The sequence below is a fragment of the Mesobacillus boroniphilus JCM 21738 genome, from assembly GCF_000517385.1.
Lineage (GTDB): Bacteria > Bacillota > Bacilli > Bacillales > Cytobacillaceae > Mesobacillus > Mesobacillus boroniphilus.
The window spans coordinates 59,374-81,788 of record NZ_BAUW01000003.1; the positions used below are offsets into that span (position 1 = coordinate 59,374).

At 42.9% G+C, this 22,415-nt stretch carries 25 protein-coding genes, 4 pseudogenes and 1 riboswitch; of the genes and pseudogenes, 21 read left to right on the forward strand and 8 right to left on the reverse strand.

The genetic code is table 11. The features are described from left to right. Window positions 1-114: 114 nt before the first annotated feature. Window positions 115-1,529 (reverse strand): annotated as a pseudogene (locus JCM21738_RS01955) (glycoside hydrolase family 18 protein). Between the two features lie 167 nt (window positions 1,530-1,696). On the opposite strand from JCM21738_RS01955, the pseudogene JCM21738_RS24670 reads away from it, so the two are divergent. Then, a pseudogene (locus tag JCM21738_RS24670) lies at window positions 1,697-1,804 on the forward strand (NUDIX hydrolase); the annotation flags it as partial. A gap of 188 nt (window positions 1,805-1,992) precedes the next feature. Here JCM21738_RS24670 and JCM21738_RS22925 read toward each other — a convergent pair. Beyond that, window positions 1,993-2,127, reverse strand: a pseudogene (locus JCM21738_RS22925) (QueT transporter family protein); the annotation flags it as partial. Between the two features lie 6 nt (window positions 2,128-2,133). Beyond that, window positions 2,134-2,178, reverse strand: a riboswitch (PreQ1 riboswitch). A gap of 182 nt (window positions 2,179-2,360) precedes the next feature. Here JCM21738_RS22925 and JCM21738_RS01965 point away from each other — a divergent pair. From JCM21738_RS01965 to JCM21738_RS26515, 9 genes are all read left to right on the forward strand, one after another. Then, a complete protein-coding gene (locus JCM21738_RS01965) occupies window positions 2,361-3,206 on the forward strand; it encodes a pirin family protein (RefSeq protein WP_023625674.1) in 846 nt (281 codons plus the stop codon). 388 nt (window positions 3,207-3,594) lie between these two features. Next, a complete protein-coding gene (locus JCM21738_RS01970) occupies window positions 3,595-3,723 on the forward strand; it encodes an FbpB family small basic protein (RefSeq protein WP_023625673.1) in 129 nt (42 codons plus the stop codon). Between the two features lie 16 nt (window positions 3,724-3,739). Continuing rightward, window positions 3,740-4,111, forward strand: a complete 372-nt coding sequence (locus JCM21738_RS01975) for a sporulation protein (RefSeq protein ID WP_052019536.1) — start codon at window positions 3,740-3,742, stop codon at window positions 4,109-4,111. A gap of 87 nt (window positions 4,112-4,198) precedes the next feature. After that, window positions 4,199-4,813 (forward strand): hypothetical protein, encoded by a 615-nt coding sequence (locus tag JCM21738_RS01980; RefSeq protein ID WP_023625671.1) that lies wholly within the window; start codon window positions 4,199-4,201, stop codon window positions 4,811-4,813. Between the two features lie 216 nt (window positions 4,814-5,029). Further along, window positions 5,030-5,878, forward strand: coding sequence for an STAS domain-containing protein (locus tag JCM21738_RS01985; RefSeq protein WP_023625670.1), 849 nt, complete (start codon window positions 5,030-5,032; stop codon window positions 5,876-5,878). A 103-nt stretch (window positions 5,879-5,981) separates the two neighbouring features. Then, the gene (locus tag JCM21738_RS01990) at window positions 5,982-6,518 is read left to right on the forward strand and encodes a P-loop NTPase family protein (RefSeq protein ID WP_023625669.1); all 537 of its coding nucleotides are present in this window, start codon (window positions 5,982-5,984) and stop codon (window positions 6,516-6,518) included. Continuing rightward, window positions 6,506-6,958 carry a GNAT family N-acetyltransferase gene (locus JCM21738_RS01995; protein WP_023625668.1) on the forward strand — a complete coding sequence of 151 codons (453 nt, stop codon included), beginning with the start codon at window positions 6,506-6,508 and terminating at the stop codon, window positions 6,956-6,958. Before JCM21738_RS01990 ends, JCM21738_RS01995 begins: the two co-directional genes overlap by 13 nt. Before the next feature lie 202 nt (window positions 6,959-7,160). Continuing rightward, window positions 7,161-7,400 (forward strand): thioredoxin domain-containing protein, encoded by a 240-nt coding sequence (locus tag JCM21738_RS26510; protein ID WP_256360163.1) that lies wholly within the window; start codon window positions 7,161-7,163, stop codon window positions 7,398-7,400. After that, window positions 7,400-7,771 (forward strand): DsbA family oxidoreductase, encoded by a 372-nt coding sequence (locus JCM21738_RS26515; RefSeq protein WP_256360158.1) that lies wholly within the window; start codon window positions 7,400-7,402, stop codon window positions 7,769-7,771. Before JCM21738_RS26510 ends, JCM21738_RS26515 begins: the two co-directional genes overlap by 1 nt. Window positions 7,772-7,798: 27 nt before the next feature. On the opposite strand, the gene JCM21738_RS02005 is transcribed toward JCM21738_RS26515, so the two are convergent. The 3 genes from JCM21738_RS02005 to JCM21738_RS02015 all read right to left on the reverse strand — a co-directional run bounded on the left by JCM21738_RS02005 (window position 7,799) and on the right by JCM21738_RS02015 (window position 11,050). Further along, entirely contained in the window at window positions 7,799-8,425 is a 627-nt protein-coding gene (locus JCM21738_RS02005; RefSeq protein WP_023625666.1) for a nitroreductase family protein, read from the reverse strand. Between the two features lie 251 nt (window positions 8,426-8,676). Beyond that, window positions 8,677-9,399, reverse strand: a complete 723-nt coding sequence (locus tag JCM21738_RS02010; RefSeq protein WP_023625665.1) for a DUF3784 domain-containing protein — start codon at window positions 9,397-9,399, stop codon at window positions 8,677-8,679. Window positions 9,400-9,802: 403 nt separating this feature from the next. Then, complete coding sequence (locus JCM21738_RS02015; protein WP_256360159.1) at window positions 9,803-11,050, reverse strand: MFS transporter; 1,248 nt, start codon at window positions 11,048-11,050, stop codon at window positions 9,803-9,805. Window positions 11,051-11,294: 244 nt separating this feature from the next. On the opposite strand from JCM21738_RS02015, the gene JCM21738_RS02020 reads away from it, so the two are divergent. The 7 genes from JCM21738_RS02020 (at window position 11,295) to JCM21738_RS02045 (ending at window position 15,600) form a co-directional block, all read left to right on the forward strand. Continuing rightward, window positions 11,295-11,618 (forward strand): cell wall hydrolase, encoded by a 324-nt coding sequence (locus JCM21738_RS02020; RefSeq protein ID WP_052019537.1) that lies wholly within the window; start codon window positions 11,295-11,297, stop codon window positions 11,616-11,618. 251 nt (window positions 11,619-11,869) lie between these two features. Continuing rightward, window positions 11,870-12,502 (forward strand): pyroglutamyl-peptidase I, encoded by a 633-nt coding sequence (locus JCM21738_RS02025; RefSeq protein ID WP_023625662.1) that lies wholly within the window; start codon window positions 11,870-11,872, stop codon window positions 12,500-12,502. A gap of 1 nt (window position 12,503) precedes the next feature. Beyond that, window positions 12,504-13,079, forward strand: coding sequence for a 5-oxoprolinase subunit B family protein (locus JCM21738_RS02030; protein WP_256360160.1), 576 nt, complete (start codon window positions 12,504-12,506; stop codon window positions 13,077-13,079). Next, window positions 13,027-13,242, forward strand: a complete 216-nt coding sequence (locus tag JCM21738_RS26520) for a carboxyltransferase domain-containing protein (RefSeq protein ID WP_256360161.1) — start codon at window positions 13,027-13,029, stop codon at window positions 13,240-13,242. Before JCM21738_RS02030 ends, JCM21738_RS26520 begins: the two co-directional genes overlap by 53 nt. Before the next feature lie 25 nt (window positions 13,243-13,267). Further along, the gene (locus tag JCM21738_RS02035; protein ID WP_023625660.1) at window positions 13,268-14,035 is read left to right on the forward strand and encodes a LamB/YcsF family protein; all 768 of its coding nucleotides are present in this window, start codon (window positions 13,268-13,270) and stop codon (window positions 14,033-14,035) included. Further along, window positions 14,032-14,973: a 5-oxoprolinase subunit C family protein gene (locus JCM21738_RS02040; RefSeq protein WP_023625659.1), complete on the forward strand. Its 942-nt coding sequence runs from the start codon at window positions 14,032-14,034 to the stop codon at window positions 14,971-14,973. Before JCM21738_RS02035 ends, JCM21738_RS02040 begins: the two co-directional genes overlap by 4 nt. 111 nt (window positions 14,974-15,084) lie before the next feature. Beyond that, the gene (locus JCM21738_RS02045; RefSeq protein WP_023625658.1) at window positions 15,085-15,600 is read left to right on the forward strand and encodes a CBO0543 family protein; all 516 of its coding nucleotides are present in this window, start codon (window positions 15,085-15,087) and stop codon (window positions 15,598-15,600) included. Between the two features lie 321 nt (window positions 15,601-15,921). Here the strand turns inward: JCM21738_RS02045 and JCM21738_RS02050 are convergent, their stop codons facing one another. After that, complete coding sequence (locus JCM21738_RS02050) at window positions 15,922-16,692, reverse strand: RQC-minor-1 family DNA-binding protein (RefSeq protein ID WP_023625656.1); 771 nt, start codon at window positions 16,690-16,692, stop codon at window positions 15,922-15,924. Window positions 16,693-16,901: 209 nt separating this feature from the next. Then, window positions 16,902-17,615, reverse strand: coding sequence for a 23S rRNA pseudouridine(2604) synthase RluF (rluF, locus tag JCM21738_RS02055; protein ID WP_232215904.1), 714 nt, complete (start codon window positions 17,613-17,615; stop codon window positions 16,902-16,904). Window positions 17,616-17,878: 263 nt separating this feature from the next. Here rluF and JCM21738_RS02060 point away from each other — a divergent pair, with 263 nt between their 5' ends. Next, window positions 17,879-18,124 carry a hypothetical protein gene (locus JCM21738_RS02060; protein ID WP_023625653.1) on the forward strand — a complete coding sequence of 82 codons (246 nt, stop codon included), beginning with the start codon at window positions 17,879-17,881 and terminating at the stop codon, window positions 18,122-18,124. A 139-nt stretch (window positions 18,125-18,263) separates the two neighbouring features. On the opposite strand, the gene JCM21738_RS02065 is transcribed toward JCM21738_RS02060, so the two are convergent. Next, window positions 18,264-18,494 (reverse strand): hypothetical protein, encoded by a 231-nt coding sequence (locus JCM21738_RS02065; protein WP_023625652.1) that lies wholly within the window; start codon window positions 18,492-18,494, stop codon window positions 18,264-18,266. 148 nt (window positions 18,495-18,642) lie between these two features. On the opposite strand from JCM21738_RS02065, the gene JCM21738_RS25060 reads away from it, so the two are divergent. The 3 genes and pseudogenes from JCM21738_RS25060 (at window position 18,643) to JCM21738_RS02080 (ending at window position 22,397) form a co-directional block, all read left to right on the forward strand. Continuing rightward, window positions 18,643-19,041, forward strand: coding sequence for a PAS domain-containing protein (locus JCM21738_RS25060; RefSeq protein ID WP_035208793.1), 399 nt, complete (start codon window positions 18,643-18,645; stop codon window positions 19,039-19,041). Further along, complete coding sequence (locus tag JCM21738_RS02075) at window positions 19,035-20,876, forward strand: putative bifunctional diguanylate cyclase/phosphodiesterase (RefSeq protein ID WP_243462853.1); 1,842 nt, start codon at window positions 19,035-19,037, stop codon at window positions 20,874-20,876. Before JCM21738_RS25060 ends, JCM21738_RS02075 begins: the two co-directional genes overlap by 7 nt. Before the next feature lie 451 nt (window positions 20,877-21,327). Continuing rightward, a pseudogene (locus tag JCM21738_RS02080) lies at window positions 21,328-22,397 on the forward strand (Glu/Leu/Phe/Val family dehydrogenase). Window positions 22,398-22,415: the final 18 nt, after the last annotated feature.

A 22,415-nucleotide genomic window follows, 5' to 3' on the forward strand; every position in this document is an offset into this window, starting at 1 on the left:
AGTTGAGAGTGCCTCGCAGGAGTGAGCCATGCACTTTTGATCAAGATGAGCGATTACAAATAGCCTTCTCGAGGATGGTTCATTAGAAGGCTATTTTAATATCTCTAAAAGATCTTACTGCAACTTCTTTATATTAAAGTTATCGTCCAGCAGGACCCAGTTTTGCGGGAAGGGGTAGCCAAGCACCAGTAGCTGACTCCACGCAAGTTGTATTGCTTGATCAGGTCGAACTTTGCCTGGGCACTGCGGGCGTCTTCGAACCATACTTCGTGTTCACGGCCCTGTTCATCAGTGTAGCGGAAGTATGGCGATGCTGCTACAGTATCATATTGGATCGCAGCGCCATATCTGATGGCTCGGCTCACTGCTTCCTGCGGGCTGTATGTTTCTGCTTCCTGCCCCTGGACATGGGGGATGATCCAGTCTCTTGCATATAGCTGGAATCCCATCAGGATTTTATTCCTAGGGATAGCGGTAATCGCGTAATCAAGCACTCTGCGGATTTCGTTCAATGGTGAAACAGCCTGAGGCGATCCGAAACGGTAGCCCCATTCGTATGTCATCAAAACAACAAAATCTGCTATCCTGCCGTGTGCAGGATAATCATGCGCTTCATATAATAATCCTTTTTGATCGGCCCTGACTTTTGGAGCAAGAGAGGTTGAAACAAAATAGCCTTCTTTATGAAGGGCATCAACGGCTTCCTGCAGAAATGTATTATAATGCTCACGGTCTGCAGGCAGGACATTTTCAAAATCAATGTTCAAGCAACGGTAACCTTTTTCACGCATGACAGTAAGGATATTGTTGAGCAGTGTGTTACGATTTGCTTCACTGGCAAGTACTTCATGGGCGATATTCTCCCCAGCCTCAGTCGCTGTAAGTTGGTGATCGACATCATTGGCAGAGCGCCTTTTGCCAGTCCTGTCTGGATGGCTTCGGTATCATCCTTCATGTAAAGGATAAGCGAACCGTCAGGCTGAATGACATATGCAAACGGAGCAATATAGGTCATCAGATCAGCTGCTTCGCCGACCAGCTCAATTGCCTTTTCGTCAGAGTGATAGGTGAATGCATTTGATTCAATCGTTGGTTTCCGTTTTGGAATGACTAGAATAGTACCTGGATACAGCAGATTAGGATTTTGGATTTGATTGGCCTTGATGATCGCCTGTATGGTTACCCCATAACGCTGGGATATGTGCCATAGAGTTTCACCGCGCTGGATCGTATGGCGGGTAGCTGATATGCGGAGTACGGTCCCAGTAGATAAGGGCAGGGTTGGTGATAGCATTAGCCCGGATGATAGCATCTACGGTCGTACCGTAACGCTGGGCAATGGACCATAAAGCTTCTCCGGCTCGAACTGAATGGAATATATCATGAGATGGAATAAGAAGGGCCTGGCCAACGACTAGCTGGTTTGGGTTTTCCAGTCCATTTATTTCGCTGATTTGTGCAACAGTTACCTGATATCTGTTTGCAATTTGCCACAGGGCTTCCCCTCTTTGGACAACATGAATGATCATAATGAACCTCCCTCAGGAAAAAGTCCTACAATATGCTATGAGAAAAAAAGGGATTATATGTTGAGGGATGAATTATTATTCTCAGTTAATTGCTAAAAGCGAGCTGTGCTGTGGAGGGGTTAATGCGTATTTGTGGCACAACTTTGGAAGGTAAGGAGGATATGGGAATGGAATTATGGGTAGGTTCAGCTGGTGTATGCATCAATGAACATGGGGAAATTCTGATGGTCCTGCAGGGGAAAGAGGACGAGGAAAAACTTGTTTCGCTCATCTCACTCACCTTTTTCCAGGCAATTTCATGGATCAGCCCGTCAGGATCCTGAATTTGGATTTCTCTTCCAGTTACTTTTATCTCAAAGTACTGAACCTTGACTTTCACTCCGGAAATGACACCACTTTTCATAAAAAGCTGACGGACGATTTCCGCTTCATATCCGGTTTCCTTACCGCCTGCAGGTACTGCCCAAACAATTAAGTGATTGAACATTTCCGACACGCGGAATTGCACATTTGTGAAGCCAAATGGCTGGATGACGGCAGAAACGGCTATATATAAGGCGGCCAAAATCCCGTTTCGGACAATCATTCTCGTATTCATTTTTCATCTCTCCTAGTTTTTTTACGTGGGATGGTTACGAACCACGTTATTTAAAAGCCAGTTTTATATTGTATAGGATAAAAGACCTTCTCACAATATAATTTTCTTAGAATAATAGTTGGAGGTCCAGCATGAAATCTCAGTTTAAAGTATCTTTATTTTAAAATATATCATGGGGTTGTTATAATTTGGTGATAAGAACTTAGGCTACTTTAGATAAAGGGGTTATGTAAATGTTTAATAGAGATATCAAGAAACATTGGACCGTTCAATATGAAGAGAGAGGGATGCCGCACGTCCAGGCAGGACTTGTACTTAATCCGCAAAACTGGAGGGAGTTGGATCCTTTCATTTTGATGGCGGAGGACTGGTTTAAGCGCGGGACGTTTTCCGATCACCCGCATCGCGGTTTCCAGACAATTACTTATATCATTGACGGAAGGCTTGAGCACATTGACAACCATGGAGGTCACAGCATCCTGGAATCTGGTGATATCCAGTACATGAACGCCGGAAGCGGTGCGCGGCATGCTGAAGAGGCAGTGGATAATGATATAGCACATACACTGCAGCTCTGGCTGAATCTTCCTAAGGAACTGAAAGAAACAACCACTTCTTATCAAAACGTGTATTCCGAGCATGCACCTGTTGTCCAGTTTGAAGGCGGGACTTTAAAGGTGTATTCAGGAGAATCTGCTGGAGTGAAAGGGCCTCTCGAGCCATTAGTGCCTTTTACACTATCAGAAATCCAGCTAGCTGAAGGCGCGGACTTCTCATACGAATTGCCGGAATCACATAACGCATTCCTATATATACTTTCAGGTGATATCGAGGCCGGCTCAAGTCAAACAAACCTCAAAAAGTCTTCAGCGGCGACTTTGACTTTTAATGACGGAGGCGAAGGTACAAGCGGACTAATGCTGAAAGCGAATAAACGCTCAAAAGTATTGGTATATTCCGGGAAGCCAATCAAAGAGGAAGTGGTCGCCTACGGACCGTTTGTGATGAATTCGATGGAGGAAATTCGCCAGGCTTACCGTGATTATCAGGAAGGGAAGTTCGGCGAGGCGGCGGAATAAAGGATGGACCTTCCAGCTGAATTCCAAAGAATTGACGGAATACAAATTGTCATGTATCATAATCGTATACATTTGAATAGTTTCTCCTAAAGGGGAGTAGCTTTCACAACAGAGTCGTCATTACGGAGATCACTCCCGGCTTTGTTGGCAACGATAGTTGTTAGCAAGACCTTTGCCATATTTGGTGAAGGTCTTTATTTGTTTTCAGACCTTCACCTGAGCGGGTGAAGGTTTTTTTATGGGTAATCAAATAAGGTTAGAAAAAGTGGTTTCTCACAAGCGCGTGCAAGAGCAAGGAATGTAGAAACATTTTTATAAATCATCTAAAGATATAATGAGGCATTTTCCTAACGATAAACATAAATTTAAGTATTGGAGTGTGGATGTTGTGAAGAAAATAAAGACTAGTTTTAATGAACTTGTTAAAAAGAACAAGGAAGAATTGTTAGCAGACCAAAAGCGGATCGAGAACATCGAGAAGCGGCTTGATGACAAATACACCAATCCAAAAAAATAAATAACGGAGGAACAAGATGTTACTACGGAAGTATATGTCTTTGCTGGGAGTAGGCTCCGCCCAGATCGACCTGATTTTGGAGAAGGATGTTTTAGTCCCTGGTGATTCGGTGAATGGGAAATTTTTGATCAAGGGGGGGACGGTTGACCAGGATCTCCAGCTCATTGAGTGTGCCCTTGTCATGGTGAATTTGAAGACAGAAGCAGAAAAGGTACTGGATACTGTATCAATCGATGTACAGTTGAGGATTCAGCCAGATGGAGATGATATGGTGCCGTTCAGTTTCCTGCTGCCCTTGGATGTCCCACCATCAAGCAAGGATATCTCTTATCATTTAAAACAAAGCTGGTCTTTAAACAGGGCGTTGAAAGCTGGGATGAAGACATGATCAAGGTGGTGAAGGGCTGAACGGATGAATCTGTGCGTGTAAAAAACCGTCACCGCCTTTCGGCAATACAGTGAGAGGAGCGAGAGTATGAATCAATATGAACATCTGGCAAATAGTGTTGTTTATTCTATCAGAGGAACAAAAGCTGCTTTGGTTCATAAAGATCCATCTCTAAAGCTGGTTGGAGAGGGAAGGAGCGCGTTCGCGTTCAGGATCAACGGTACAGATCTAGTTTTAAAGGTTTTTTTTCCGCAGTATGAGAAGATTGCAGCAGAAGAAGCAGGGATTTACAAGGAGCTTGCGGGAAATCCATTTTTCCCTTCTCTCCATGAATCGGGACGCAATTATTTAGTCATGGATTACGTCCGGGGCATGACGCTCTATCAATGTTTAGTTAATGGCATGCCGATTGCCGCCGGCCATATTGAGGAAGTCGATTATGCCCTTAAGCTTGCAAAAGAAAAAGGCTTGAATCCATCTGACATCCATTTGCGGAACATCATCATCACTCCAGATGATGAAGTCAAGCTTATAGATGTGGCTCGATTTCGGCAGACGAAGCAATGTTCTCAGTGGGAAGACTTAAAAAACGCTTTTTATAAATATTACAGGCATGAACGCTTCCCGAAAAAAATGCCAGAGCCAGCGATGAATTTAATTGCTTTCTTTTATAAAAAAGGACTGTTCCCATCTATTACCTAATCTGGTATATGGCGCAGTTCTTTTTACATTTGCCGGGATAAGGTAAAAAAAGCTGGTTTACTTTGCCTGGAAATCAGATTCGTTGAATGTCCATAAGTTCAAAAACTTGTCCTGCCTTCTGAACCTGCGTTATGATGGATTATAAGAGTGTATTTTGGAATATAATCCGTAAAAGTATATATATAAAATTGTCATTGAACACATGGAGGAATCTACATGACCACAGAACTGCAAGCATTGGGAGAAGCAATTGTCAGCAGGAAGCATGAAATCGCCAAGGCGGTCCACGAAGACAGGTATTCTGAAGCGGTTTTGACAGAAGCTCAAAAATATGACCTTGGTAAAATTGAACAGCAAATCCTCGAGATCCGGGCGGATTTCATTGAGTTATTCGGTCAAGCATTGATTGAGCATGAAGATCAAGAAAAGGTATTTGCTAAAATAACAAACTGGGGTAAAGAAACTGGCGAGTATATCTATAAGCTCGGCGCATCTCTTGATGAAGCACTTAAAGATACAAGCTTTTACCGTGAGCATATTTGGAAGGCAATCAAAGAAGAAGCAAAGGATATGCCTGCTTCAGCCATCTTTGGTGTTTTGGATATTATAGATCCATTGATGGACCATGCTATTTACAGCTTCAGCCTCACGTTTGTCGACGCGCACCAAAAGAGCCTTGAAAATGCAAAAACAGCATTGCTGGAACTGTCAGTGCCAGTCGTTCCATTAATGCCTGGAGTCGGTGTATTGCCTCTTGTCGGTAATGTTGATACTGAAAGGGCCCAGCTATTGATGGAAGAAACATTGGACCAGGCTGTAAAACTCAAGCTTACTCACCTTATCTTTGATGTGTCCGGAGTCATGATCGTAGATACGATGGTTGCGGACCAGCTGTTCAAGGTAATCAGCGCCCTATCACTAGTTGGGGTAAAGACCATCATGACCGGCATCCGTCCAGAGGTAGCCCATACAATGGTGACGCTTGGACTAAACCTTGAAGGTATAATGGTAAAATCAAATCTACATCAAGCATTCAAAGAAATCCAGACTCTGCAAAATGCATAATTTGAAAAAGCTGCCCAGGCAGCTTTTTATTTTGCAAAAAAAGAGGAAAAACAATATAAGAAGAGAATTTTTATTTAACCTATAAACAAAGTGATGATGTTTTATGACTAAAATGAAGCCTAACAAAATTCATATCATCGGCTCTGTCGGAAGCGGGAAGACGACTCTGGCCAGAAGTCTGTCAGTCAGATTCAAATTACCGCATTATGAGCTTGACAATGTTGTTTGGAAGAGAACCGCTGGAGGAGATATCAGGCGGAGCGAAAAGGACCGAAATGAATATTTGCAGTCAATCGCTAACACCGATTCATGGATAATCGAGGGTGTCCATTACGAATGGGTTGCGGAGAGCTTTCAAAAGGCAGATATAATCATTTTCTTGGACCTTTCCTATCGAAAAAGAAAATACAGGATCATCAGAAGATTCATCTTGCAAAAACTTGGAGTTGAAAAGGCTAATTACGCTCCAACTTTTAAGATTTTCAGGAAGATGTTTGTTTGGAACAGGTATTTTGAAGAAAAGAGCAGACAGGAAATTATGACAATGCTTGGCACCCACCAGAATAAACTGTGCATTATAAAAGAGGCTATAGAGCTTGAGAAAAATATATTCCCGGAGGCGATGGCATGGAAGAGCTAACCATACGACCAGCTGAAGAACAAGATATTCCAAAGTTATACCATTTAATGACCCAATACATTGTTGATTTTTACAAGCAACCAGAACCACATGAAGCAGAATTGAAAAATTTGATTCAACACTTGCAAAGTCACCCTGAATCGGGTTTGCAATTTGTGGCTGAAAAAGAAGGAGAAATCGTGGGATTTGCAACCCTGTATTATACTTTCAGCACTCTCCAGGTTAAACGAGCGGCAATTCTTAATGACTTATTCGTTTCAGCCGAGGCAAGAGGCCAAAAGGCGGGCGAGCAGCTTTTTGCAAAATGCCTCGCACATGTCAGGGAAAATAATTTCGCTTATATGACATGGGAAACGGCCAAGGATAACTTCGTTGCCCAAGGGCTTTACAATAAAATGGGTGGAAGGCAATCAGACTGGCTGGTTTACGAAATAGAATAGGTATGCATTGTGGGGAATGATAAGCTTACCTCTCCGAGTCGAATCTCGTGTATTTTACAAGATTTACACCTATACTATAGTGTGAAATAACCAACTGGAGGGATCCATAATGCAGATTGAAATGTGGACAGACTTTGCTTGACCGTTCTGCTATATTGGCAAAAGGCGTCTGGATGACGCTATTAAACAGATCGATCACCCAATTGAAGTGACGTATCGATGCTTCGAGCTTGATCCGAACATGGGACGGGACATTGAGTATAATATATATGAAGGTTTAGCGAAGAAATATGGAATGAGTGTAGCCCAGGCGAAAGCGAGCACGGCTAATATGGTGCAAATGGCCAGGGAAGCCGGCCTTGAATATAATATGGACACGCTCATTTTAACCAATACATTTGATGCCCACCGTTTGACGATGTTTGCGAAAAAGCATGGCTGATGGCAGAGATGACCGAAAGAATTTTACGTGCCTATTTTACCGAATCGAAGCACATTGGGGACCATGGAACATTGACAGAGCTTGCTGCAGAGGTCGGGCTTGATCGTGAAGCAGTAGAGAAAATGCTTGCAAGCGATGAAATGGCTGAGGAAGTCCGAGCTGATGAAAGCACTGGCCAGCAGTATGGCATCACAGGTGTACCATTCTTCCTGATCAATAAGAAGTATGCCATTACTGGCGCACAGCCGACTGATGTAATAGTCCAGTCATTGAAAAAGGTCATTGCCGAAAATCAGATCACCGTTTTGAACAGTGATGACAGCATGATTTGTGATGACGATGGTTGTGAGATTCCTAATAAAAAGAACTAGTCCACGGACTAGTTCTTTTCTATGTGCTTATATAAATTCAACTATTTCCTCGACCGGAATGCGAGTCGTAGGATGTCCTGGTGCAGCAGCCTTTCCAAGAGCCAGCAGCAGGACTGGCATGTAGCGGTCATCAATGTTGAATTTCTCGATGAATTGCTGTTTGTTGAATCCGCCCATTGGTACAGTATCATAACCTCGTGCTCTGGCAACCAGCATGAGTTGCATGGAAACAAGACCGGCATCAAAGGACGCGATGTTCTCTCTTATTCCAATGGGTGCAGCAGGGTATAATTTATTCGTGTTCTCAATCATTCTGCTCATTGTTGTTTCGTCCATGTATCCAGCTTCGAAAGAACTGCGGTATACTCTCTCGCCATTATGATACATTTCTCTGTCGCCTAGAACCGCAATAACCGCTGAAGCAGTTTCGACCTGCTCCTGATTGTTGGCGATCATTCTTAGTTCTTTTTTGGTTTCCTCATCCTGGATGACGAGGAACTTCCATGGCTGGAGATTGCTTGAAGAAGGTGCCAGGGTTGCTTCTTTTAAAATATCTAAAATCTCTTCTTGTGAAATCTTGAGGTTAGGGTCATATTTTCTGACAGAACGGCGTTCACGAATTACCGTGGCCAGGCTAGTCTCAGATGTGTTCATATCTATTCCTCCAAAGTTGTAGTTACTTTTAGTAAGCATTAATCAGGTTACTATTAGTAAGTGTTGAAGTCAAACAAGTCAACCCGAATCCTCCATTCCAATAACTGGACATTCTAATGATCGTTGTTCTCATCCGGAATTATCGTCACGAAGGATGTATCCGATAATGTAGTTGCTGGGGGAATCACACGAGACTCACCAAAGAGATTTAGATATAAATAAAGGGTGCCCGTTTTTTCACGGGACACCCTCTACTTTGTTTTTTCTGATAGAATGTCATACCATTCTTCGGTTTCATCTGGATTCTTGCTGCTGATGAAAATCTTGTCATTGTCCGTTTCGATGAATAAATAAGGCGGTGAATCTTTGTGGATGAAAAGCAGGCTGCTCCCGTATTCCTCTACCTTGAAAATGCCCTTTGCCATTGTTGCAAGACCGAACCCATTTTGTTTCCATGTCACTTCTGGCATTTCCTCTAAAAGTTCAACATGACGAATTTCTGCATATTCCCATTCTCCGCCATACATGCCTGTGATTTCAAAAGAATCCTCATAGTCCTTCATTTCAAAGTCCTGGTACCCTATAAAGAAAAGCCATACAGTAAACCCAATGGTTCCAATGGCGAGAAGGCTACTGAAGATATAGCTCCGCTTACGCTTCTCTTTTATTTCATATTTTGAAAGATAAATGAGACCGCCGAGAAGGAATACCATCATAAAACCGAACTGAACCTCGATCGAATATTGGAAAGATGTGAAACTTAAAGGCAGCAGAATGACCATCCCCGCTGCAGTAGCGCTCATCAGCTTCCCGACTCTTTGCGGATAGCCATTCTTGATTAATTGCTGCTGCTCATCCTTCGGTTTGCCATTGAAATTAGAAATAAGCCAGTACCATTCCTTTTTTACAATCGCCCAGCCAAAGAACAGGAACAAAACAATAATAAAAAGCTGGATACCGATAAAAAGAGTCATTGACGATCACCCCTAGAATAAATCATTACCTAATAATACGGATGTACTTGAACACAAGTTTCACTGACGGACAGAAATTCGATAGTTGAGAAGAAAAGTGTCCGTCATAACCCGGATGACGGACAAAAATTCAATATTTGAGAAGAAAAATGTCCGTCATATACGTGATGACGGACAGAAATTCGATAATTGAGAATAAAAGTGTCCGTCATAACCCCGATGACGGACAGAAATTCGATAATTGAGAAGAAAAGTGTCCGTCATAACCCCGATGACGGACAGAAATTCGATAGTTGAGAAGAAAAGTGTCCGTCATAAAATCAATCGGTTTTATTTTCTATCTAAAACTCAATCTATGAATAAACAAAGCTGCCATTCCATAATGGCAGCTTTTAACGTGATTTTACGACCTTGGGCTTTGCTCGGTTTCTGCGCTTGCTCTTAAATTGCGGGACCTCATGAAAAAGATCGCGGTCATCACGATTGACAAGGCACCGAACATGACGCTCATATTTTGGAGTCCTACTGCATCGAGAAGGAATCCGGTCATCAACAGGACGACCTGGAAGAAGACGCGGTCCATCATATTCCGGAAAGAGAAGAAACGGCCATGAAAGTCTTTAGGCACTCTAGTCTGGAAAATGGTAGCGGCTGTCGGGAAGAAGCAGCCTACTGAAAATCCGAAAAGCAGAAAGGCGATGATTGTAAGAACTGGCTGATTGGCAAAATAGAGCATCAGCTGGGAGAAGCCAATCAACAACGAGCTTGCAAACAAAATTTTATACGGTGAAAATTTATAGCTGATCCGTTTGATCAAAAATGCGCCGCTCATGAAGGCGAGACCTTCGGCTGTATAAATCCAGCCTTTGATGGCAGAACTGTCCTGCAACTCACTTATATTGATGACAACCAGGTTGAAGCCTCCAAGGAATATAAGTGGAATCAAGGTTAAAATCAAGGTCATCATCACAATCGGCAGCTTGACAATGATTGGGAAGACGTCTTTGAACCCTTGTTTTTGCTGGCCATCTTTGATTACAGGGGACTTTTTATTTTCGTCAAACTGTAAAAACCAGGTCAATCCGAACAGGACAATGTAGGCAGCCATCGAAAGGAGATACACAGCATTCAAAGGAATGGCGACAAGCAAAATTCCTGCAGCGGCAGTCCCGATGATACGAGACAATGTGGATACATTCATATGGACTCCATTCAGCTGCAATAAGTCCTTCTCGCTAACGACAAGCGGGATTGCTGCCTGGAGTGCAGGAAAGTAGAAAGCGGCAGATATTTGCAATAACACAAGGAACACAAGCATCCACCAAACTGAACCGGTTTGAATGGCAATCAGCATAAAAACGACACTGATTATTCGTACAAAACCAGAAATCAGCATGACAGTCTTTTTGCTGTATTGGTCTGTCAATCTTCCTGCAAGAGGTCCAACTGCAATCCCAGCCAGTAACCCAGCAGCAAGCAGCAGCGATTTTAAAAAGTCAGAAGGAATATGTTCCTGCATAAACTCAAGATTTCCGATGATTCCAAGCCATAGTCCTAACCCGGCTATAAACTCGCCGGTCAATAAAATCCAGACATTCTTATTTCTCCACATTTCCTTTGCCTCTCGGTTTCGTATATTTTTCTTCTCCATAATTATCGGATAAATATAAACCTTCGTAAAGCTAAATATTTTTACAATGTATTCTAATAACGATCATTAAGTGAAAAAAGATACGGGACTAAGAAATTTGTACCATTAATTATTTCGATTCTTTTGTACGAGTTTTCAATTTTCACAACAGGGAAATGTATATGGATATGAAAAAGGAGGTGCAGTTGGTTAGTCCACTGGAATTGATCATACATACAAGTTAAATGGAGTGGGAGTGGAGAGTTTGAAGAAGTATTTAAAAAGCATGGCAGCAGCTTCGGCATTTTTGCTATTCTTGGTTTGGACAGCCAGGTGCTTGATTCTAATGACTTTCCTGACACAGTACATGATGTCGTCTTTCAAAGGAATGCTTTTTACAGCGGTACATGATGGCCAGTTTAATCTTCGGCCGAATAATACAGCGTACCTTGCAGTAAAGGATGCTTTGCTGGGATGGGACCCTTCTTATGGATCGGTTTATTACTATAATCCGAAGATCGCAACTAATCAATGGATTTTTACCAGAACAGTGACCAAACAGATAGGCAATCACCACTTTGCATATTAAAGCGTTAAGCATCGGTTTCTTTAGAAACTGATGCTTTTTATGCATTCAGAGGTAAAAAAAAAGGCACAGAATACTGTTAAGAAAGGGCGACTTGAATTTTGCTGCCGGATGTGCAAAACAGATTCTATCGAAAGCTAATATTGAAACTAAACCCAATTTTACGAGTTCAAAAGGTATATATCCATAGTTAACTATAGTAAAATTTTTAATACATCCAATTTAAGTTTAAACCGTGAAATGAGGTCTGCCAAATGAAGGTTCTAATATCCGGCTTCGAGCCGTTTGGAAAAATGAACATAAATCCTACTGAGGAATTGCTGCTTGAAGCAGAGAAGTTTGACATTGAGAACGTGGACATTTCAACGATCCTTTTGCCTGTTAATTATGATGAGTGCGGTGAAGAGTTGATAAAAAAGATGGACGATTTCCAGCCTGATGTGGTGATTTCCTGTGGTCTGGCAGCAGGCAGAACAGCGATTACGCCGGAGCGGATTGGAATCAATGTGAAGGATACAGGTTCCGGTGATCCTTATCCAGATAATAAAGGAAGGATCCCGAAAGATGAAATGATTGACGATGATGGACCGGACGGCTTGTTCGCCACCTTGCCCAACCGTTTGATCGAGAAGAATCTGAAGGAGATGAACATTCCTGCAGCTGTGTCGAACAGTGCCGGCACATTTATTTGCAATAATACCTTATATGCTGTTTTGAATCATATCCGGAGAAATAATCTGGACATCAAGGCTGGATTTATCCATTTTCCTGCATCGACGAAAATGTCAGCGATGAATCCATCCTTGCCTTCACTGCCCCAGGAAACAATGGCCAAAGCACTGAAGGTGATTGTTGAAACGTGTGCCGCGGTTGGAGTACGACAATAAGATGATGCCAGATGATACTTGTCTGGCATTTTTAAAAGGAGCAAGGATGGAGTATGTAATCTCGCCGCTTGGTGATTTGGCTGCAGTTATGTCATTCGGTAATGAAATTAATGAAAGAACCAACAAGCAAATACAGCTTTTCGTCAGCAAACTGGAAAAAGAAAAGATTAGGGGCATCATAGAATGGGTGCCTGCCTATACATCTTTAACGATTTATTACCAACCTGAGATTATTGCCTATGAATCTCTCAAAGCTGAGCTTGAAAAAGTCAGCCTGTCTCCCGGAGATTCTAAAACAGACAGGAAGTTCGTCTATGAAATACCGGTCTGTTATGGTGGGGAATGGGGCCAGGATTTGGCTTATGTCGCTGATTATCATGGCCTGGAGAAGCAGGAAGTCATTAATCTTCATGCAAATAGAGAATACCTCATCTACATGATGGGATTCATGCCTGGGTTTCCGTATCTGGGAGGCTTGTCTGAAAAGCTGGCTGTGCTAGCTCGAGAAGCCAAGGCAGAGTGTGATGCCCGGTGCTGTCGGGATTGGCGGGAATCAGACAGGCATTTATCCTGCTGATGTTCCTTCAGGATGGAGGATTATTGGCACCACTCCTGTAACTTTATTTTCTCCAGCGAAGGAGGAACCGTTCCTGTTCAGTTCCGGTCATTATATTAAATTTGTCCCTATCAGTGAGGAGCAATTTTTAACGATAAAACAAATGGGCGATGCTACCAGGTAAACAGTTTTGAAAAGAGGTGAGGAAAGTGTTAAGTGTCGATCTTAACTGTGATTTAGGTGAAAGCTACGGATTATTTAAAATTGGCAATGACAAGGAAGTGCTAAAGTATATCACTTCGGCCAACATTGCCTGTGGGTATCATGCCGGTGATCATAATGTCATGATGGAAACGGTGAAAATGGCAAAAGCATATGAAGTGAAGATTGGTGCGCACCCTGGCTTTCCTGACTTGCATGGTTTCGGCAGGAGAGAAATGAAGATGAGTGCGGAGGAAATTTACAATCTGACTGTGTACCAGATTGGCGCTCTTGCTGCTATAGCAAAGTCTTGTGGCACAAAAGTCGAACATGTTAAGCCGCATGGCGCATTGTACAATATGGCTGCAAAAGATAAAGCAATCGCCGATGCTGTTTCGAGGGCAGTGGTTGATGCCGATCCAACACTTGTTCTATTCGGACTTGCAGGCAGCCGGCTTGTGAAAGCGGGAGAGGAAAAAGGCCTGCAGGTGGCGCATGAAGTGTTTGCTGACCGAACCTATCAGACTGATGGTTCGCTGACACCGCGTTCGGAGAAAACTGCGATCATCCACGATCCTGGCTTAGCAATAAAAAGAGTGATCCGGATGGTACGAGAAGGAAGAATTGAGGCAGTTGACGGGACAGACATTGAAATCAAGGCAGATACCATTTGCATTCATGGAGACGAGCCCAGGGCACTGGAATTTGCCGTTGAATTAAGAGAAGCTTTACAAGCTGAAGGAATAGAAGTCGGCAGAAGCTGGGATTCTCTATGACGGAACCCTTGTTTAAAGTCCTTAAGCCAGGCTTGCAGACAACAGTACAGGATTTAGGGAGAACGGGTTATCAGCAGTATGGCATCAGTGCTTCAGGTGCGATGGATCCCTATTCCTTGCAAATGGCCAATCTCCTGGTTGGAAACCCTCTTAATGAAGCAGGACTGGAAGTTACTATGCTTGGCCCCAGTCTTGAAGCAATGACGGATATGTCGATTGCCATTTGCGGCGGGATTCTGCAGCCAATGGTGAACAAGAAAAAAGTATCCATGTGGAAAAGCTTTGTTTTTAAAAAAGGAGATATTCTGTCATTCGGTAAAGTGGAAAGCGGGGCAAGGGCATACATAGGCTTTGCCGGCGGAATTGATGTCCCGCTCGTGCTAGGCAGCAAGTCCACTTTTCTCAATGGTACGATGGGCGGTTTTAATGGCCGGGCACTAGAGTCAGGGGATATTTTATACGGAAGGCCTTTTGTCCGGAAAAATCGCTTTATACATAAAGACTTTATTCCTGAATATATTGCCCAGCTTGAAATGCGGGTGATTCTCGGCCCTCATCTGGAAAAATTTCATCCTGATGCAATAAAACGATTTTTATCAAATGAATACATGATTTCACCCCAGTCAAACAGAATGGGGTATCGCCTCGAAGGACCAGAACTTGGCCACATTGACGGAGCAGATATTATTTCTGATGCCATTCCGGCAGGAGGAATCCAGGTGCCTTCTAACGGGCAGCCAATCATTTTGATGGCAGAACGACAGACAACAGGCGGGTACGCAAGGATTGCCACTATCATTTCTGTCGATCTTCCTCTGCTCGCACAGGCGATGCCTGGAACAAAAGTCCGCTTTGCTGAAATCACAGTAGAAGAAGCGCAGGAGCTTTATCGGAAGCAGAGAAAACTATTCAATGTCCTTTCTATTGCTACTGGATAACTAACCTTTTATTGAGACCTGACTATTCCTATATCAGGTCTTTTTGAATTGTATAAAATCTTTCTCGCTGGAAATAACTGATAAAATCAGTATTTTCGGGGAGAGATAAGCATGTATCTATTATTGGTCATAGCAGTCTGGATTTTTTTCGCTTATAAATTTGTTGATTGGTCACAATGGAAAAAGCAATACTCAACTATTTTATTTTTTATGGTGGTCAACCTGCTTTACAACACTCTTTACTATAATCACACTTTATGGGCATTTCGCGGCATAACAGCTGAATGGCTGAACCACTCGATCATCAATATCGCCTTCACTTTTTTCATTTGTCCGGTTGGTTTGATAATCTATCTTCAGCGGTTTCCGTCAACAAGGAGGAACCAGTTGATTTATGTCGGCATATGGGTAGCCTTTTACACAATTATTGAGGCTTTATTCGCGCATAGAGGGATGTATGTATATGACAATGGCTGGAACAGCTGGCACAACATCTGGCTGAATTTGATTTTGTTTGTGGTTCTGTGGATACATTATCGCAAACCAGTGATTGCATGGATTATATCTATCCCGCTAGCGGTTATTTTCTATTTATTTTTTCCGTTCCCGCTGGACAGCCTAAAGTAAAAGAGGTGGCTTAATTTGTTGATACAGAATGTATTGTCAGCACCTGTGTTTCTCGTATTGCTTTTCCTGACTTATATCTCGATGTGGATATATATCAGCAGGCATGAGGTAAGAAAGGAAAATAAAGATAAACATTAAACAGGAATATACTGTTGATTTTATTTAGGAATATATCCAATAGTCTAGGAATAACGAGCCTGGTTTAAGGAATAAACAGCCTGGATTCAGGAATATATCCAAATGAAAAAAACACACGGAGGAGAAGGTTCCGCCGTGTGTTTTAAGTTCGATTTTCTTTAGAAACAGTACATCGCATTCGCATTAATCAATAACTCGAACTACGTCATTGCCACAGTTTTTGCATTTTCCTTCGAGCACAACACTGTCGCGGAAACCCTTGATGACATATTTCTCAATTTGCACGGTGTCTCTGCAATGTCCGCAAAAAACATTCCGGACGAGCATCTGGCGGACGTCCACAGGAATCATAAGCCATTTTTTATTTGCCTCAAAAGAGCCTGTTTCATCACTGTTCTGTTGGCTGCGGGAATTTCCTTTATCCAGTCTCTGTATGACTTCGCGGATCCTTTCTGGAATAGGTTTGAAATTCTCCAGCTCCAGCCATTCAATCAGGATGTCGATCAGTTCCTTGCTGTCTCGCTCTTCAATGAGATCAAGTAAATCCATTTTTAATTCTGGATGCTGGCCAAGGATGAAATTCACATACTCATATCTTCCAAACTCAGCAGCCAGAGCGAATTCAGTATAAATACTCTCTGCCAGTTCATCTTTAACAAAGTCCCAGCCTTTGTCTGTATACATTAGAAGGGAGAGTTTTTCATCTTTTGTCAGGTAGCCATTATCAATCACCCATTCAACCTTCTCCATGACTTCCTTTTGTTTCATGTCCGCAAATGCACCGTACATAGGGGAATGATGGAGGTCAGCTGTATAAATCCTCTTGTCTTGTGAACCTGCGAGAATCTTGCCAAGCAGGCCTTTCCCGGCATACATAATGATTTCATTTGCAGCGAGCAAAATTGTGGTAAGCTCTTTTTCGCTTAATGGATTCTCAGTATTATTTTTGTTCATAAAAAACTCCATTCAGTAATCGTTATGTGATTATTACACCATACTTCATTATTCCATGCCAGTGTAATTAGGGAAGCAACTATTGTCATAATGAGTTGTAAAGCTGATTGGTTCAGATTCCTCTTAAAAGAAGTCTATATTACGGGTGCAAAGATCTGACTGAAAGCAATGGTTATAAAAGAAAAGAGGATGAGCCGCTGCTCATCCTTTTACCATTCCTTAGGTTCATAATTCAAGTCGCTGAAAAGCTGCCTTTTTTCTTTCTTTGTCAGGTCACGCCATTGACCAATTGGAAGGTTCCCAAGGTGAATGTTCATGATTCTGATGCGCTGCAGCCTGACGACCTGGTATCCAAGGGTTTCACACATCCGGCGGATCTGCCTGTTCAATCCTTGTGTAAGGATGATATTGAACTCGTATTTTGATAGTTGGACGACCTTTGCGGGCAATGTTTTCGTTCCCAGTATTTTCACACCTTCAGACATTGCCTTGACGAACTCTGGAGTGATGGGCTTGTCCACAGAGACAATATATTCCTTTTCATGCTTGTTTTCAGCACGGAGAATTTCATTGACGATGTCTCCGTCATTTGTAAGAAGAATTAAGCCTTCGGAATCCTTATCAAGCCGTCCGATGTTGAAAATCCTTAGCGGGTGATTGACAAGGTCGATGATGTTGCCCTTCACATGCCTTTCTGTTGTGCTGGTAATCCCGACTGGTTTATTCAAAGCAATATAAACATAGTTTTGCGCCATCCTGATTTCTTCGCCATTCAGGCGAACGATATCTCCAGGCTCAACCTGGCTGCCAATTTTCGCAACCTTCCCATTGATGGAAACGCGTCCTTCTTCAATGAGCCGGTCCGCGCCCCGCCTTGAAGTTTTACCAGTTTCGCTGATGAATTTATTGATACGCAGGTTAATCCCATCCTTAAATATGAAGTATACATTTAAGAATATTCCACTGAAGATTTATTTTCAAGCTTTGCCTTGCAGCGCAGATGAGCGAGAGGTCTTCGCTTATGGCTCACCTGATGAAAATGGATGTTGTGAAGAGGTTTAATAGAGCTAAAAGAAAAGAAATGATTAAACACGCCCTAAATGGTCTAAATAAGTAAGGAAAGAGCTGGTAACTTAAGGGGCTGTTATGTTTGTAGAAAAAGGTTGTTTTACGAATAAGGGAAAGTATGTGGCTGAAGCCGGTTATTTATAGTGTACTGGCATTCTTGCTGGCATTGGCCGTGATTTATATCGATCTCGACGCTTTTCTTTTAATCGGAAGAACAGCAGATGATTCCTTGAAGAAAAGCATCTGGGAGCTGTATATCTACAGCATGGAAAAGTTCGATTCAAATGAGTTGAAGGACATCGACCAAATCTATTTGAATGAGAAAAAGCGTGAATTATCAACGGTGCTGGGAATTGCCCTTTGAGGTGTTACTTTGTTTACCTCGCTGAAAGTAGACAATATTCATCAGTTTTATAGGCCATATGGAATAATTCCGTTGTGCGAAACCTAGTATGTTTGTTATGTTAATAAAGGAATATTTGGATTTTTAATTTAATAGGAAATTATAAAATATTTTCAATGTGGATAACTATCCAGGTTTTCTTAATCCAGCTCCAGCGCCTAGCCCCTCGAGTCGCTTGTCTAGTTTCGCATCCTAGAAACTCCGAAACTTCAACTCCGCCGTCAGAAGCAAAAAGCGCTTCTTTGTCGGAGTCTCCAGTTTCTGCGTTTCTGGACAGTCGGCTATACATTTCGATTTCGGTCCTGCCAATGAAGTCAAAGAACGACTTCACAGTCAGGCCCTCCGAGGCACAGGACGTGCTAGACCCGCCAGCCACAGGACGTGGCGCTTTAAGGCGGGCAGCGCTAGTCGGGGCTGACCAAGGCGCTTGCGCTTTTCTGATGATAACCATGCAGCCTGGCACAGGGGGAAATGTTTGAATGGACAGTGACGGAAAGATACAAAGATACACCGGATTATCTATCATATTTTTTCTTCTGTTTGCGGAGCTGATCGATTGGCTGACTTCGTTTTATTTTCCCATAAGTGAAGGTGTTGGCTATCTGATTGATCTAGCTGTCACCATTGTTTTTATCGCATTGGTCTTCCGGGTATTCAAAGCGGTGAAAAATGCAGCAGAGGATTTAGAAGGACATAAAAAGAGATTAAAAAGCATTTTTGACACACTGGATGTCGCGATCTGGTCACATGATCTGAAGACGGATACATTGCTGATTACATCTGGCATCGAAAAATTATACGGACATTCGTCTGAAGAGTTTTATCATGACAACACCCTCTGGAAAAAAGTCATCCACCTGAGGATCTGCACATTTTAGCTGACAGGGAAGATGGGCTTTCAAGAGGAGAAGCAGTCACCAGCGTGTATCGAATCATTCGTCCCGACGGAGAGGTGCGCTGGATCCAGGATAGAGGCATTCCGGTCATTGATGAATCCGGAAATTTCGTTGATTTTACCAGTGTCCTTTTCGATATAACCGATCGGCAGGAAAGTGAAGGACGCTATCGCAGTCTAGTGGAAATGTCCCCTGATTTGATTGCTGTATACAGCAGAGGAAAGCTGGATTACATCAATGAAGCCGGCTGCAAGCTGTTCAAGGCGAAAAGTCCAGAGGAATTAGTCGGACAGCCGATATCCATGCTTATCCCCCCTGATGTACTTGCCCATATAAAAAATCGCGAATTGGCAATAGATGAGGATTTTGAGGAAAAATTGTGGTTCGAATTTAAAGCAACACAGATAGACGGACAAAAAATTGATGTCGAAATGTCCGCGATGCCGATTTTATATGAAGGAAGAATGGCTGAACAAATTGTTGGCCGTGATCTGACGCAGCGCAAGAAGGCGGAAAAAACGATTAAATATATGGCCTATTATGATGTTCTTACCGGGCTGCCTAATCGGAATATGGTCAGGAAGCACCTGAATGCTGCGCTATCAAATGGCAGCGGGAAGCTCGCAGTACTCTTCCTTGATCTCGACCGTTTCAAGATTATCAATGATACGAAAGGCCACCGTGTTGGTGACCTATTGTTAAAGGTTGTTGCCACAAGGCTGAAAAATGCTGTCAGAGAGCAGGGGCTTGTTTCACGACAGGGTGGTGATGAATTCATCATTGTACTTAAGGATTTCGGGAAGGAACAAATCATTGAAGTCGCAGAAAGAATCCTTAATGAATTTAATGAGGGGATTACCATCGAAGGTCAGGAGTTCTTCGTGACACCTAGCATTGGAATCAGCATGGCACCAGCGGATGGCCAGGATGAGGAAACACTGATCAAGCATGCGGATACCGCGATGTACCTCGCAAAAGACCGGGGGAAGAACAATTACCAGTTTTATACCGACAAGCTGCACGGACTCTCCTCCCGAAAAATGGAACTGGAGAATGGCCTAAGGAAAGCATTGGAGCAAAACCAGCTTATGCTTCATTATCAGCCACAGGTGAATCTGGAAACCTGGAAAATCATCGGGGTAGAGGCACTTGTACGATGGGTGCATCCGGAGAAAGGCATCATCTCACCAGCTGAATTCATCCCTATGGCCGAGGAAACCGGATTGATCGTTCCTCTTGGTAAATGGGTGCTGAAAAAGGCATCGGCTCAAAACAAAGTATGGCAGGAAAAAGGCTACAGTCCGATTCCGATGTCGGTGAACATTTCTGTTCGCCAGCTGCAGGAAGACCGCTTTATTGATAGTGTAAAACAGGTACTGTTCGATACTCAGCTGGCACCGAAGTATCTGGATTTTGAGATTACAGAGAGTGTCATGCAGAACAGCGAGAAGACAGCATTGATTCTTGATCAACTGAAGGAGCTTGGCATCACGCTTGCGATTGACGACTTTGGTACCGGATATTCATCGTTAAGCCTGCTGAAGCATTTTCCGATTGATAAAATTAAAATCGACAAATCATTTGTTGATGATATCATCCATCATTCCAATCAGGGAGCGATGGTCAAGACGATCATTGACATGGGACACAATCTGCAATTCGATGTCATTGCTGAAGGCGTTGAGGAACAGGAGCAGGTTGAATTTTTGCTTAAAAACGGCTGTGTGGTTGGCCAAGGCTATCATTTCAGCAGACCTCTATCAGTGGAAGCAATGGAAGAATTGCTTATCAAAAATAACGAAGGCACTTTGCTGTAGCAGGGTGTCTTTATTTTATGGCTCATTTTGGTTTCGAAAATAAATGTGTATTTCGAGCGTAATACAGGTTGGTTTCCGGGCGTTCAATAGAATATTTGCTGTAAAAAGGACCAAAGCTGCTTTGATTCTTTTTTTGTGCATTTTAAGTGGGATTTCCGTAGCTGAGAATTTTATTGGCGAAAATTTCATTTTATTGGCGAAAAATTGAATTTATTTGCGGAGTTCACAACTTTATTCGCGAACTGGAAATTATCCTTGATTTTTTCCAGTTGATTCGCTATAGAAGTGTAAGATATATCACCGTAAGCAGCAGTCAAAGTCTTTATAATGAAAATATGTAAGGGCTTACATTTATTTATCGATCTGGAAACTACCTACACTGAAGCAGCTTTGCCAGGTCCGATTACGGGAGGGGATGTTTGTGTTGCTAACGGAAGAACAGAAAATGGTGCTGGATATTTTTGAAGAAATGAAAAGCCAGGGGCATGAACAGGTGATCTTCAACTATGACAAGGCAACTGGATTGAAGTCGATTGTCGCCATCCATGATACGACGCTCGGTCCGGCTCTGGGGGGATGCCGGATGTGGGATTATGAATCGACTGAAGATGCGCTGCGGGATGTTCTGCGCCTGTCAAAAGGAATGACCTATAAATGCGGCGTTTCAGGTGTGACATATGGAGGCGGGAAGGCAGTCATCATCGGCGATCCCAAGTCAGAAAAAACAGATGAACTGTTTCAGGCTTTCGGTTCTTTTATTGAGACGTTAAAGGGGCGCTTTTTTACTGGAACGGATGTCGGTACGATTGGCATGGATTTCGTTTCTGCCTCAAAGCAAACTTCGTATCTCGTTGGCTTGCCTGAAGAATATGGCGGCAGCGGCAATTCGGCTGTCATCACAGCGTTCGGTGTATGGAAAGCAATCAAGGCCACGGCAAAAGAAATTTTTGGAACAGACTCACTTAAGGACCGGAAAATTGCGGTCCAGGGCCTTGGAAAAGTCGGCCGCTTTCTCGTTGGCCACCTTCATGAAGAGGGAGTAAAGCTGATTGTCACCGATATTTTTGAAGAGAACGTTATAGAAGTTAAGGAGCAATACCCGGATATCGAAACAGTTGAACCACTTGATATTTACAGCGTAGAATGCGACATATTTTCACCGAATGCATTGGGCGCAGTTATCAATGACATCACAATCCCAAAACTCCAGTGTCTCGCAGTTGCCGGAGCAGCGAATAATGTACTGGCAGAAGAACGCCACGGTGACATGCTGCATCAGAAAGGCATCCTATATGCTCCGGACTATGTGCCAATGCTGGCGGTTTGATCCAGGTGGCAGATGAACTTCATGAGTACAGCAGAGACCGGGCGTTCAAGAATGCGAGCATAATCTATGATATTCTCGAAAAAATCTACAAAATCTCCAAAACTCATGATATACCAACGTATAAAGCCGCAAATATATTAGTAGAAGAGAAGATTGAAAAAATTGGCAAAATCCAGAGCAAGTATACAGGGTAAGCAACAGGAAGTGAGAAG